General features: G+C 65.4%; 12 protein-coding genes. 6 read left to right on the top strand and 6 right to left on the bottom strand.

Going from position 1 to position 13,262, the window contains the following annotated elements; all coding sequences use genetic code 11:
- Window positions 1-42 precede the first annotated feature (42 nt).
- Window positions 43-1,044, bottom strand: coding sequence for a DUF481 domain-containing protein (locus tag ACNFBT_RS19230; RefSeq protein WP_416752021.1), 1,002 nt, complete (start codon window positions 1,042-1,044; stop codon window positions 43-45).
- Between the two features lie 195 nt (window positions 1,045-1,239).
- On the opposite strand from ACNFBT_RS19230, the gene ACNFBT_RS19225 reads away from it, so the two are divergent.
- The gene (locus tag ACNFBT_RS19225; RefSeq protein WP_416752019.1) at window positions 1,240-1,614 is read left to right on the top strand and encodes an MGMT family protein; all 375 of its coding nucleotides are present in this window, start codon (window positions 1,240-1,242) and stop codon (window positions 1,612-1,614) included.
- 41 nt (window positions 1,615-1,655) lie between these two features.
- Window positions 1,656-3,461, top strand: a complete 1,806-nt coding sequence (locus ACNFBT_RS19220) for an AmpG family muropeptide MFS transporter (RefSeq protein WP_416752017.1) — start codon at window positions 1,656-1,658, stop codon at window positions 3,459-3,461.
- 54 nt (window positions 3,462-3,515) lie between these two features.
- Here ACNFBT_RS19220 and ACNFBT_RS19215 read toward each other — a convergent pair whose 3' ends face one another.
- On the bottom strand, window positions 3,516-4,358 hold the full coding sequence (locus ACNFBT_RS19215; RefSeq protein ID WP_416752015.1) for a mechanosensitive ion channel family protein: 843 nt from the start codon (window positions 4,356-4,358) through the stop codon (window positions 3,516-3,518).
- A 150-nt stretch (window positions 4,359-4,508) separates the two neighbouring features.
- Window positions 4,509-4,988 (bottom strand): YajQ family cyclic di-GMP-binding protein, encoded by a 480-nt coding sequence (locus ACNFBT_RS19210; RefSeq protein ID WP_416752014.1) that lies wholly within the window; start codon window positions 4,986-4,988, stop codon window positions 4,509-4,511.
- 160 nt (window positions 4,989-5,148) lie between these two features.
- Here ACNFBT_RS19210 and ACNFBT_RS19205 point away from each other — a divergent pair, with 160 nt between their 5' ends.
- Genes ACNFBT_RS19205 through ACNFBT_RS19190 form a run of 4 tightly spaced genes read left to right on the top strand, consistent with a single transcriptional unit; the run spans window position 5,149 to window position 9,752 of the window.
- Window positions 5,149-6,114: a response regulator gene (locus ACNFBT_RS19205; protein WP_416752012.1), complete on the top strand. Its 966-nt coding sequence runs from the start codon at window positions 5,149-5,151 to the stop codon at window positions 6,112-6,114.
- Window positions 6,115-6,153: 39 nt separating this feature from the next.
- Complete coding sequence (locus ACNFBT_RS19200; RefSeq protein WP_416752010.1) at window positions 6,154-7,065, top strand: putative 2-dehydropantoate 2-reductase; 912 nt, start codon at window positions 6,154-6,156, stop codon at window positions 7,063-7,065.
- A gap of 59 nt (window positions 7,066-7,124) precedes the next feature.
- On the top strand, window positions 7,125-9,176 hold the full coding sequence (locus ACNFBT_RS19195; RefSeq protein ID WP_416752199.1) for an ATP-binding protein: 2,052 nt from the start codon (window positions 7,125-7,127) through the stop codon (window positions 9,174-9,176).
- A gap of 3 nt (window positions 9,177-9,179) precedes the next feature.
- Window positions 9,180-9,752: a cob(I)yrinic acid a,c-diamide adenosyltransferase gene (locus ACNFBT_RS19190; protein WP_416752008.1), complete on the top strand. Its 573-nt coding sequence runs from the start codon at window positions 9,180-9,182 to the stop codon at window positions 9,750-9,752.
- 291 nt (window positions 9,753-10,043) lie between these two features.
- Here ACNFBT_RS19190 and ACNFBT_RS19185 read toward each other — a convergent pair whose 3' ends face one another.
- The 3 genes from ACNFBT_RS19185 to argJ all read right to left on the bottom strand — a co-directional run bounded on the left by ACNFBT_RS19185 (window position 10,044) and on the right by argJ (window position 13,203).
- Entirely contained in the window at window positions 10,044-10,994 is a 951-nt protein-coding gene (locus tag ACNFBT_RS19185; RefSeq protein ID WP_416752006.1) for a Nudix family hydrolase, read from the bottom strand.
- Between the two features lie 213 nt (window positions 10,995-11,207).
- On the bottom strand, window positions 11,208-11,837 hold the full coding sequence (locus ACNFBT_RS19180; RefSeq protein ID WP_416752004.1) for a glutathione S-transferase family protein: 630 nt from the start codon (window positions 11,835-11,837) through the stop codon (window positions 11,208-11,210).
- Window positions 11,838-11,985: 148 nt separating this feature from the next.
- On the bottom strand, window positions 11,986-13,203 hold the full coding sequence (gene argJ / locus ACNFBT_RS19175) for a bifunctional glutamate N-acetyltransferase/amino-acid acetyltransferase ArgJ (RefSeq protein WP_416752002.1): 1,218 nt from the start codon (window positions 13,201-13,203) through the stop codon (window positions 11,986-11,988).
- Window positions 13,204-13,262: the final 59 nt, after the last annotated feature.

Here is a 13,262-nt window from a genome sequence, read left to right as displayed (position 1 = left end):
GGCGTCGAAGCCCGTTCGCACCAAGCTAGCCGGGAGGTGGCACTACCAGCCCACCCCCAGGCCCAGGGTATAGCGGCGCTCGTTGACGTCACCGTCGTGGCCGCTGAGCTTGTCCCACTCCGCTTTCATGCTCAGGGACGCCCAGGAGGTCAGCTTGTAGCGCACGCCCGCCTCGCTATCGAGCTCGTATTCGACGTTGGACTCCAGCGGTTTGCTGACCTCGCCGTTGGTGAACACCTCGAACTGCTTGGCCAGCAGGTAGCGGTTGTAGTCCCACTTCAGGCTGCTGGAATAGAAGTGGTCCTTCTCGTTATCGGTGAATTCGTAGTCGTTGCGGTTGATCAGGGTGGCGAGGGAGAACGCGCCCAGCTCGTTGTCCCAGAACTGATAGCCCGGACCGGTACCGACGGTGCGCTTCTTCTCCAGGTCCTCGACCCAGTCGCGCTTGTACTGTGCCTGGCCCTGCCAGAACCAGTGTTCGTCGAGGAAGCGGTCCAGCGCGTACTCGGCCGAGTAGTTGTTGGTGCTGACCGAGTCGTTCTTCTTCTCGCGGTTGTATTCGCCCTGCAGGTTATGCCGCCAGCGGCCGTGGCGGGCGTTGGTCTTGAAGTCGATGTCGTAGTCCTCGACATCGTTCTCGGCCTGCTTGTGGTCGAGGGAGAAGTCGACGTTGCCGGTCCACACCCAGTCTTCGAGGATCGGCTTGGGCGGCATCATCTGTTCGATGCTGGCCACGTCCACCGTGCGCGGCGAACCGTTGACCAGGGTGACCTTGCCAGGCTCCGCGGCCTTGATGCCCTTGGAGTGCTCGCCGGTCTCCTCGTCGTATTTCACCAGCAGGTTCTGGTCCGTCTCGAGGGTGGCGATCTGGTCGCCCTTGAGGGTGATGTCGCCGCCGTACTGGGTACTGAGCAGCAATTTGCCGCCGTCATAGAGCTTGATCGTACCGGTGAGGCGATCACCGTTCTTCAGCCAGACGGTGTCGGCAACGGCGGAGACTGAACAACTGGCAAGGACAACGAACAACAGGTTTCTGGACAGCATGAGTCTGGGTCAACGGGCTCTGAGGGCAAAAAAGCCGGGCATTATCCAGACACCCGACGCTTGAGCAACGACTGACCGGCCCCTTCTACGCAGAGTTCACCCGCACCGACAGATGGGCCATGACGCAGACGGACGATTTGCCCGCCACCGACATCCCGATATGCTGCCCGGTAAGCCGCGAAACGTGATCACGCCATGCCCAGACGCAAGACCGACTCCCCCGCGCCGCCCGCCGACCTCGGGCTGGAAAGCCTGCAGGTGCGCCGCGAAGCGATTTTCCTGGTGCTCGCCCAGGTGCCCGAGGGCTGCGTCGTCAGCTACGGCGAACTGGCCCGCCTGGCAGGACTTGGGCGCGCGGCCCGTCTGGTCGGACGCATTCTCGGACAGTTGCCGGCCGATACCCGCCTGCCCTGGCACCGGGTGATCGCCGCCGGCGGACGCATCAGCCTTCCGCAAGGCAGTCCGTCGGGAAACGAGCAGCGCGCACGATTGCGTGCGGAGGGTGTCAGAATCCATAACGATAGGGTGGACATACGTCGGCACGGCTGGCCTAGCAGCGAGCAGTCCTAGTAGAGTTCGCGTAATTTTCGATCTGCTGGAATACAACCCCCATGAAAGAGCATTCCTGGCGAGAGGCATGGATTGCCTACAAGTCTCCCGCCAGCCTCGCGCTTTTGCTGCTGGGATTCGCCGCCGGCCTGCCGTACATGCTGGTGCTCTCCACCCTCTCGGTGTGGTTGCGTGAGGCGGGTGTCGCTCGGGAAACCATCGGCTTCGCCAGCTGGATCGGGCTGGTCTACGCCTTCAAATGGGTGTGGTCGCCGATGCTCGACCAGTGGCGCCTGCCCGTCATCGGCCGACTCGGTCGCCGCCGCTCCTGGCTGGTGTTCTGCCAGGGGCTGATCGCCCTGGGCCTGCTCGGCATGGCCCTGTGCAATCCACAAGCGCACCTGAACTGGCTGATCTGCCTGGCCATGGTGGTGGCATTCGGTTCCGCCACCCAGGACATCGCCATCGACGCCTATCGCCTGGAGATCGCCGAGAACACCCGCCAGGCGGCGCTGGCCGCCTGCTACATGACCGGCTACCGGGTCGCCGTGCTGTTCGCCACCGCGGGCGTGCTGTTCCTCGCCGAGTGGGCGGGTTCCAGCGTCCTGCATTACAGCCAGTCGGCCTGGGCACTGACCTACGCGGTGTGCGCGCTGGCCATCCTCCCCGGCCTGATCACCACCCTGCTGATGAAAGAGCCGCAGGTGAACGTGCAGCCGCAGGCCGGCAGCTCGGCGTTCGCCTTCAACCACCAGGTGCTCTCGGTGCTGCAACTGCTGGTGCTGCTGATCTCCGTGCCGGCGATGCTCACCGCACTGACCAACCAGGCCTGGCCACGCGCCGCGCTCTACGCCATCTTCATCGGCATCTGCATGACCCCGCACGGGCGGCGGCAGATCCGCCCGGTGCGCGAGCTGCTGTCGAAGGTGCGCCGTCCGCTGTTGCTCGCCGTGCATGGCAAGGGCCTGCCGCAGTTCGACTTCGTCCACCAGGCGGTGTCGGTGATGGTGCTGATCATCCTGCTGGTGACCGGTACGGCGTTCTACACCATGGCCAGCACCGGCAAGTGGTGGCTGGCCACGCTGTACCTGTTGATCGCCCTGAGCTGCATTTCCGCGCCGGGGCGCCTGCTGATGGCGCCGGTGCTCACGCCGATCACCGAGTTCGTCCGCCGCTACCGCTGGCAGGCGCTGCTGCTGCTCGGCCTGATTTCCACCTACCGGATGTCGGACACCGTCATGGGCACCATGGCCAGCGTGTTCTACATCGACATGGGCTTCACCAAGGACACCATCGCCACCGTCAGCAAGCTGTTCGGCGTGATCATGACGCTGGTCGGCGCGGCGGCCGGTGGCGTGCTGATCGCCCGCTTCAGCATCCTGCCGATCCTGTTCGTCGGCGGCGCAGCCTCGGCGGCCACCAACCTGCTGTTCGCCATGCTGGCGCAGATGGGTGCCATCGACGATCCGCAGCTGATGGGCCAGAACGTGTTCGCCCTGCTCAAGGTGCTGGAACCACACGTCACCATGCTGGTGGTGACCATCATGCTCGACAACTTCAGCGGCGGCCTGGCCACCTCGGCCTTCGTCGCCTACCTGTCGAGCCTGACCAACCTGAAGTTCTCCGCCACCCAGTACGCCATGCTCAGCTCCACCATGCTGCTGCTGCCGCGCTTCATCGGCGGTTACTCCGGAACCATGGTCGAAGGCATGGGTTACGAGCGGTTCTTCTTCTTCACCGCCCTGCTCGGCGTTCCGACCCTGCTTCTGATCGGCTGGCTCTGGCTGCGCAATCGCGGCGACATGACCAACGGCGCGCCGGACGAGCCGCCCGAGCCCCGGGCGCAGCCCAGCGCGGAGCGTCACTGAGCACAATGAAAAAGGCCGGCGAATGCCGGCCTTTTTCGTGGGGCGCTGAACGCCTCAGTCGACCTCGACCGCCTCGCCCTTCACCACCTTCACCAGACGCTGCTGGAACGGAATGCCGATGCCCTGCTTGCCCAGCGCATCGCGAGCACTCTCGTTGAACAGGAACATCACGTCCCAGTAGTCGGCGTTCTTCACCCACACGCGCAGGGACAGGGTGATGGCGCTCTCGCCCAGGTTGCTCACCACCGCCACCGGCGCCGGATCGCGCAGCACGCGCGAGTCCTTGGCCAGCTCCAGAAGCACGGCCTGGGCGCGCTTGAGGTCCGCCTGGTAGTCCACGGTGATGTCGAACACCACCTTGCGCTGCGGTTCGGCGGAGTAGTTGGTGATGGTGCCGTTGGACAGCGCGCCGTTGGGCACGATCACCCGCTTGTTGTCACCGGTGCGCAGCACGGTGTGGAAGATCAGGATGGTGTCGACGGTGCCGGACACCCCCTGCGCCTCGATGGTGTCGCCCACCTTGAACGGGCGGAACAGCAGGATCAGCACCCCGCCGGCGAAGTTCGACAGGCTGCCTTGCAACGCCAGGCCGATGGCCAGGCCGGCGGCACCGATGGCGGCGACGAAGCTGGTGGTCTGGATGCCGATCATCGACGCCACGCTGACCAGCAGCAGTACCTTCAGGATGATGTTCACCAGGCTGCCGACGAAGCCGCGCAGCGTGCGGTCGACGTGTTGGGTGGCGAGCAGGCCGCCGACCCGGGTGGTGAGGGTGTTGATCAGCCACCAGCCGATCAGCAGCGTGAGCAGCGCCAGGACGATCTGCCCGCTGTAGGCGAGCACCACCGGCAACCAGGCCTCTGCTGCCTTCATCATCCCGTCGTAATTGATATCCATGGATTCATTCCCCTTTTTCAGCTGGCCGGCAATACGCCGGCCGATTTCCGACTACCGGAAACGAAACCGCCATGGCCTGGGCCATGGCGGCTTGAACCGGTATTGCGCCGTAACCTGAGACGGCACAATCCGTGTCAGGTTCCCTTCGCGTCAGTCGCGGAAGTTGTTGAACTGCAGCGGCATGCCCAGCGACTCGCCACGCAGCAGCGCAATGGCTTCCTGCAGGTCGTCGCGCTTCTTGCCGGTGACCCGCACCTGCTCGCCCTGGATGGCGGCCTGGACCTTGAGCTTCTTGTCCTTGATCAGGGCAACGATCTTCTTCGCCAGGTCCTTGTCGATGCCCTCGCGGAAGTTCACTTCCTGCTTGACCACCTTGCCGGACGGGAAAGCGTCCTTGATCTCCATGCACTGGCTGTCGATCTTGCGCTTGATCAGGCTGGCGCGAAGGATGTCGAGCATCTGCTCGAGCATGAACTCCGCCTCGGCGGTCAGGGTGATGGACTTGTCCTTGGACTCGAAACTGCATTTGCCCTTCAGGTCGAAACGGCGGTCCAGTTCCTTGGCGGCGTTATCCAGGGCGTTGGTCAGTTCGTGTTTGTCCAGTTCGGACACCACGTCGAACGAAGGCATGACATCTCTCCAGATGGACGGCGCGACCCGGTTCACAGACGTGATCGCACCTGGCTTGACGATAAAAATGCGCGGTCATTATAACTGACAGACAAGACCGCACCCGACCTCTGACGTCGAGACTCGGCATTTCCCACCCGATTGCGAGACATTCCTTTCCATGCCAACCAACCATCTCAGCATCCTGGTGGTCGACGATGCCAAGTTCTCCAGCGCCATGATCGGCCGCGCGCTGAGCCAGGCCGGCTACCAGAATGTGCGCTTCGCCAGCAGCGCCAGCGAAGCCCTGCAACTGCTGGAGAAGGAACCGGTCAGCATCCTCCTCGCCGACTGGCTGATGCCCGAGATGGACGGCCTGGAACTCACCGCCCGGGTGCGCCAGCTCGACGAGAGCGGCGACCACTACACCTACATCATCCTGCTCACCGGCAAGGAAGGCGACAACGCCCTGGCTGAAGCCTTCGACCGTGGCGTGGACGATTTCGTCAGCAAATCGGCGATGAACGAACAGCTGGTACCCCGCGTACTGGCCGCCGACCGTCTGAGCAACACCCTGCTGCGCCTGCTGATGGAAAAACGCCTGCTCACCGAGAACATCACCAGCCTGGAAGAACGCAACCTGGTGGACAGCGCCACCGGCCTCGGCAATCTGCGCTACCTCAAGCAGAAGCTGGCCGACAGCATCCGCCAGGTGGAGTCGCGCGGCGGCGCGGTGTGCTACATGCTAATCGGCATTCCGGAGCTGGCTGCCCTGGGTCAGCAGCACGGCCCGTCGTTCCACAGCGAACTGCTGCATGGCGTCGCCCGGCGTCTGCAACAGCTGGTGCGCCCGCTCGACGTCCTGACGCGCGTGGACGACCAGCACTTCGCCCTGATCACCCTGCTCGAAGACCTGCAGGAGTGCTCGCCGAGCAGCTTCCGTCGCCTGCACGACGGTCTCAACCTCAAGGCATTCAAGACCAGCGAAGGCTTCATCACCCTCAAGGCCGGCATCGGCCTGGTCGGCCTGGACGCCAAGGCGCTGCCGCTGGACGCCGAGGAACTGATGCAGCAGGCCCGTACGCTGCTGCCCGACGCCTACGCCAGCGGACGAATCAACGCCAGTCGACTGACCGGGCTGCGCTAGACTTCAGGCTAAGCCCTCGACGTTCGCGAAGTTCTCCCCATGACCTGGTACATCCTCGGCGCCGGCAGTCTCGGCTGCCTGTGGGCCGCTCGCCTTTCCCGCGCCGGCCTGCCGGTGCGCCTGCTGCTGCGCGACCGCCAACGCCTCAACGCCTATCGAGCTCTGGGTGGCGTCACCCTGGTGGAAGACGGGCGGGAAAGCCTCTATCCGATTCCGGCGGAAACCGCCGCCCAGGGCGGGCCGATCCAGCGCCTGCTGCTCGCCTGCAAGGCCTACGACGCCGAACCGGCTGCCGCCAGCATTGCGGCGCGGCTGGCCCCGGGCGCTGAGCTGATCCTGTTGCAGAACGGCCTGGGCAGCCAGCAGGCGGTCGCCGCCCACCTGCCCCGCGCCCGTTGCTTGTACGCCTCAAGCACCGAGGGTGCGTTCCGCGCGGCCGATTTCCGCGTGGTGTTCGCTGGCCAAGGGCAGACCTGGCTGGGCGACGAACTTGGAGGCCCCGAGCCGGAGTGGCTGACGGAGCTGCGTAGCGCGCAGATTCCCGCGCAATGGAGCGGGGACATCCTCGAGCGCCTGTGGCGCAAGCTGGCGCTGAACTGCGCCATCAACCCGCTCACCGTCCTGCACCAGTGCCGCAACGGCGAGCTGGCAGGCCATCCGGCGGAAGTGGCCGGCCTCTGCGACGAGCTGGGACAGCTGCTGCACGCCAGTGGCTTCGAAACCGCCGCCCGGGAACTGCAGGGCGACGTCGAGCGCGTGATCGCCGCCACCGCCGCGAACTTCTCCTCCATGTACCAGGACGTCGCCAACGGTCGGCGCAGTGAAATCGCCTACCTGCTCGGCCACGCCTGCCGCGAGGGCGACCGCCTGCGACTGGGCCTGCCGCTGCTGCGGGCGCTGCACGAGCGGCTGCGCGGGTATCTGCGCGCTCGCGGATTGCCCGACACCTGATCGCGGGCTACCCTGCCCGCCTTCCCTGTTTCCCTGCGGTTCCGCCCATGCCTTCACCCCTGAACCTGCGCAAGCGCCTGGAAGACCTGCCCGTCGGCCAGAAGATTCTCGCCGCCCTGCTGGTTCTGCTGGCCACCGTGATGCTGGTGGCCAACCTGGCCTTCATCAGCGCGGCCTACTGGATCTCCCAGGACAGCGTGGCGCCTCAGGCCCTGCAGACCATCGGCAGGCTGATCGCCAACCCCGCGCTGAGCCAGCCGGCGCTGGCGTCCCCGACCCAGGCCCAGGTTCTGCTCCAGCAGCTGGACGACTATCAGCCGCTGCGCGCAGCCGCTCTCTATGACAGCAATGGCCAGCGCATCGCGCAATCCCCCAGCGATGGCCCGATGGCGCTGCCCGAGCGACTGGACCACCTGGAGCGCTGGCGGGAGCACGAATACCGCCTCAACGCCCTGTTCGAACTGCCCCAGCCCGGCCGCAACAGCGGCTACCTGCTGCTGGTCGCCAGCAGCGAGCTGCCCGGCGCCTTCTACACCGGCACCCTCACCGCCAGCCTGGTGATCCTTGCCGTCTCCGTGCTGCTCTGGCTGCTCATCGCCCAGCAGATCCGCCGCCTGATCACCCGGCCGATCCGCAGCCTGGAAGAGTTGTCCCGGCAGGTCACCCGCGAAGAGAACTACGCCCTGCGCGCCGAACGCGGCAACGCCGACGAGATCGGTCGCCTGGCCGACGCCTTCAACACCATGCTGACCCGCATCGAAGCCCGCGAGCAGCAGCTCAAGCGCGCCCGCGACGACGCCCAGGAAGCGGTGGAACAGGCGCAATCGCTGGCCGAGGAAACCCGCCGCTCGAACCGCAAGCTGGAGCTGGAAGTCCAGGTCCGCAGCAAGATCGAGAAGAAACTCACCGGCTTCCAGCACTACCTCAACAGCATCATCGACTCGATGCCCTCGGCGTTGATCGCGGTGGACGAACAGCTCTACGTCACCCAGTGGAACCAGGAGGCCAGCCGGCTTTCCGGCACCAGCCTGGACGACGCGGTGAACCAGCCGGTATTCCTCGCCTTCCCCTCGCTCAAGCACTTCCTGCCGCAACTCACCCGCGCCGCCGAGCAGCACAAGGTGGAGCGCGTCGAGCGGGTGACCTGGGCCCTCACCGACGCCCCGCGTCACTACGCGCTGACCTTCTACCCGCTGATGGGCGGCACCGGCCGCGGCGCGGTGATCCGCATCGACGACATCACCGACCGCCTGGGCATGGAAGAACTCATGGTGCAGTCGGAGAAGATGCTCTCCGTCGGCGGCCTGGCCGCCGGCATGGCCCACGAGATCAACAACCCGCTGGGGGCCATCCTGCACAACGTGCAGAACATCCGCCGGCGCCTGTCGCCGGAGCTGCCGAAGAACCTGGAGGTCGCGGGCGAAGTCGGCGTGCACCTGGAAGATCTCAATCACTACCTGGAAGCGCGGGAGATTCCCAAGCTGATGGACGGCATCCAGTACGCAGGCTCGCGTGCCGCGAAGATCGTCAGCCACATGCTCTCCTTCAGCCGCCGCAGCCACCGCCAGATGACCGCCTGCGAACTGCCGGCGCTGCTGGAGCAGGCCGTGGAGATCGCCGGGAACGACTTCGACCTCACCGGCGGCTTCGACTTCAAGTCGCTGCAGATCGTCCACGAGTTCGATGCGCGCCTGGGGCCGGTGCCGGTGATCGCCAACGAGGTGGAGCAGGTCCTGCTCAACCTGCTGAAGAACGCCGCCCAGGCCATCCACCAGCGCGACGACGAAGAGGAAGGCGAACTCGGCCGCATCATCCTGCGCACCCGTCTTAACCCGCCGTGGGCGGAAATCCAGGTGGAGGACAACGGCTGCGGCATGCCGGAAAAAGTGCGCAAGCGCATCTTCGAACCGTTCTTCACCACCAAGGAAGTCGGACAAGGCACTGGGCTGGGCCTGTCGGTGTCGTACTTCATCATCACCAACAACCACAAGGGGCAGATGGAGGTGCAGTCCGAACTGGGCCAGGGCACCTGCTTCACCCTGCGGCTGCCCCTGGGCGCCGAAGTCACTTCCCCCGCGCCCCGGCTGGATGGCGGCGATAAGGAGCACTGAGTCATGGGCAACCGGCTATCGAAGATCTATACCCGCACCGGCGACAACGGCGAAACCGGCCTGGCCGATGGTCGCCGGGTACCCAAGCACCACCCCCGGGTGGAGGCCATGGGCGCGGTGGACGAACTGAACAGCCATCTTGGCCTGCTACTGGCGGGGCTGAACGAGGCGCGCAGCAGTGCGCTGGAAGAGGTGATCAGCGTGCTGGTACCGATCCAGCACCGTCTGTTCGACCTCGGTGGCGAACTGGCGATGCCGGAATACCGCGCGCTGAACGATGCCGAAGTGGAACGCCTGGAGCAGGTCATCGATCGCTGGAACGAAGAACTCGGGCCGCTGAAGAACTTCATCCTGCCCGGCGGCTCGCGTCTGGTGGCCCTGGCCCACCTGTGCCGCGCCCAGGCGCGCAACGCCGAGCGGCGCTGCCAGCAGCTCAATGCCGAGGAGCCGCTGGAAGGTGCCGGGCTGCGTTACCTGAATCGTCTGTCCGACCTGCTGTTCGTCGCCGCGCGCTTCATCGCACGGCGTCAGGGTGTGGAAGAGATTCTCTGGCAGGCCGCGGAAAAGCCGGCCTGATCGACGTACCGGGCCGCTTCTATAGGGAAACTCAGGCACAGGCGGTTGTTGTAGGAGCGGACCTTGTCCGCGAAATCCATCGCGGAGGAATTCACGCCGTCAGGCAATCCTTCCTGCATCGCGCCCGCCCAACCCAATGGCTGTCATCCTTTAGCACCAAAGTGGCGGCGGGACTTCGCGGACAAGGTCCGCTCCTACATGAAGGGAAATGACGAAGCCAACCTGTAGGAGCACACCATGCGCTCAAATCGTGGGCATGGCCCGCTCCTACAGGGAGTACACGACGCCGGATCAGCCCTCGGCTTTCGGCCAGAACGCGCGGATGCCCGCCACGCCCTGTGCCCCGGTCTCCCAGGCGCGCTCGACGTCCTGCGGACCGACGCCACCGAGCAGGAACACAGGTTGATTGAAGCCCTGGATCAGTTCGGCGGCCGCCTCCCAGCCCAGCGCAGGCTCACCCGGATGGCTCTCGGTCGGCTGCACCGGCGACAGGGTGACGAAGTCCACGCCCATGCGGGTCGCCAGCTCCAGTTCCTCGGCGCTGTGGCAGGAGGCCGCCAGCAGGCGCTCGCGGGGGAACGGACGGCCGTTGGGTGCGTATTTGCGCAACTGTTCGGAGGTCAGGTGCCAGCCGGCCGCCGGGAAATCGCCCAACCACTCCAGCGGGCCCTTGAGCATCAGTTGCGCCTTGCCGGCGCAGAGGCCCTGGATATCCACCGCCAGGTCGCGGTACTCGGGGCTGTACATGTTCGGCGCGCGCAGCTGGATCAGGCGGATACCGCTGGCAACGGCGGCGCGCACGCCCTGCACCAGCTGCGGAATTTCCAGGCCATCCGGGGTGATCAGGTAGCGATCGGGCAGGCGTGCGGCATGCAGGATGGGCTCGTTGGCGGCCGGGAACTCGTAATCCGGCAAGTCACGCGGGGCGACCCAGGCCAGCGGCTGGCCTTCGGCGCCATGGGGCGCGCCGGAGAACGCGGAAACCTCCCAGACATCCAGCAGCACATGCTTGTCACTGTAGTCGTGCTGGACGCGGATCAGCGGACGCGCCCGCTCGACCTCGATACCCAGTTCTTCCTTCAGCTCGCGGGCCAAGGCGACCTGCACCGCTTCGCCCTCTTCCACCTTGCCACCGGGAAACTCCCAGAGACCGCCCTGGTGCTTGTCGTCCGGACGGCGGGCGATCAGCACCCGGCCATCGAGTCCGCGAATCACGGCGGCGGCGACATGTACTCGTTTCACAGTGCTACTCCTCAATCCGATTCAGGCAGGGCCCGCGCACAGGGCCTGTTTACGATCTCGCGAGCTAGAAAAGAGCAAGGCGAAATTGGTTGAGGGAGCGCAGTTTACAGGCAGTAAATGAGCATCCCGAAACCGATTTCAACGCAGCTATTTCGACGCGCAGCAGATCGTAAATGGGTACTGCGGGCATTCTACCGTCATTGGCGGCCTGGTTCAGGCGCGTTCGACCATCGCCGCTTCCAGCCAGGGACGGAACGCCGGCCAGGCGTAGATCGCGTCGACGTAGTTCTGCGCCTCGATGGGCAGCATCACGCAGTAGCTGCGCAGGCGCGTGGCCACCGGGGCATAGAAGGCATCGGCGATGCTGGCGTGGCCGAAGAGGAAGGGGCCGTCCTGGCCGAACTGCTTGCGACACAGGCTCCAGAGTTCGACGACGCGGGCGATGTCCGCCTCCACCGCCTCCGGAACCTCCGCCAGCGGCTGGTTGCGCTGGATATCCATCGGCATGTGCGAGCGCAGCGCCATGAATCCGCTGTGCATCTCGGCACAAACCGAGCGCGCCAGGGCGCGGGCGGCTTCGCCTCGTGGCCAGAGATGGGCTTCGGGGAAACGCTCGGCGAGGTATTCGGCTATCGCCAGGGAGTCCCAGATTACCCCGTGCTCACACTTGAGTGCCGGCACCTTGCCGCTGGGCGAGTGCTCGCGAATGCGTCGCGCGGTGTCCTGGCCGCCCAGGGGAATCAGGATCTCCTCGAAGTCAACGCCGGTGAGCGCCATGGCCAGCCAGCCACGCAGGGACCAGGAGGAGTAATTCTTGCTGCCGATAACCAGGGAAAGGGACATGGACGCGGTGCTCTTGAGGGTCAGTCAGAAGACCTTAGAGCGCGGAAGCCATGAAAACAAATTCCCGATTTTCATCCTTCGATGAAAATCGGGAATCCGAGTGAAGCGAAGCACCGGCACGGGGCCGGCACTGGACCTTACGGCGCGATCAGGTGCGGTATTCCGCGTTGATCTTCACGTACTCATGGGACAGGTCGGTGGTCCAGATTGTCTCGCTGCAGGTGCCGCGGCCGAGGTCGATGCGGATGGTGATCTCTTCCTGGGCCATGACCTTGGCGCCCTGGTCCTCGGTGTAGCTGGTGGCACGGCAGCCACGGCTGGCGATGGCCACGTCATCCAGGAACACGTCGATCAGGCTCACATCCAGCTCCGGTACACCGGCGCGGCCGACGGCGGCGAGGATGCGGCCCCAGTTCGGGTCGGAGGCGAACAGCGCGGTCTTGATCAGCGGCGAGTGGGAGACGGCGTAGCCGACGTCCAGGCACTCCTGGTGAGTCGCGCCGCCGTTGACCTGTACGGTGACGAACTTGGTGGCGCCTTCGCCGTCACGGACGATGGCCTGGGCCAGCTCCATGGAGACGTCCAGCACGGCCTGCTTCAGCGCGGCGAACAGCGCGCCGCTGGCGGCGGTGATTTCCGGCAGTGCGGCTTGGCCGGTGGCGACCAGCATGCAGCAGTCGTTGGTGGAGGTGTCGCCGTCGATGGTGATGCGGTTGAAGGACTTGTTCGCCGCGTCGCGCAGCAGGTCCTGCAGCACGCCCTGGGCGACCTTGGCGTCGGTGGCGATGTAACCGAGCATGGTGGCCATGTTCGGCTTGATCATGCCGGCGCCCTTGCTGATACCGGTGACGGTGATGGTCACGCCGTCATGCTGGAACTGGCGGCTGGCCCCCTTGGGCAGGGTGTCGGTGGTCATGATGCCGGCGGCAGCGTCGGCCCAGTTATTCACAGACAGGTTGGCCAGCGCGGCGGGCAGCGCGGCTTCGATCTTCTCGACCGGCAGCGGCTCACCGATCACGCCGGTGGAGTACGGCAGCACGGCGCTTTCCGGCACACCGGCCAGCTCGGCCAGCTTGGCGCAGGTACGGCTGGCATTGGCCAGGCCCGCTTCGCCGGTGCCGGCGTTGGCGTTGCCGGTGTTGGTCAGCAGGTAGCGCACCGGTCCGAGGAAACGCTTGCGCGCCAGGATCACTGGCGCCGCGCAGAAGGCGTTGGTGGTGAATACACCTGCCACGCTGGAGCCTTCGGCACAACGCATCACCACGATGTCCTTGCGGCCGGGACGCTTGATGCCGGCGGACGCGATGCCGAGTTCGAAACCGGGGACCGGGTGCAGGGTGGACATGGGGCCGAGACCAACAGCCATGTGGTGCGCTCCTATCTAGTCAGTGAAACGAATCAGTGATTCAGATGAGAAAAACGCCG

It is taken from the genome of Pseudomonas sp. NY15181 (assembly GCF_048068055.1).
Classification (GTDB): domain Bacteria; phylum Pseudomonadota; class Gammaproteobacteria; order Pseudomonadales; family Pseudomonadaceae; genus Pseudomonas.
This window is presented reverse-complemented; position numbering and strand designations above follow the sequence as displayed.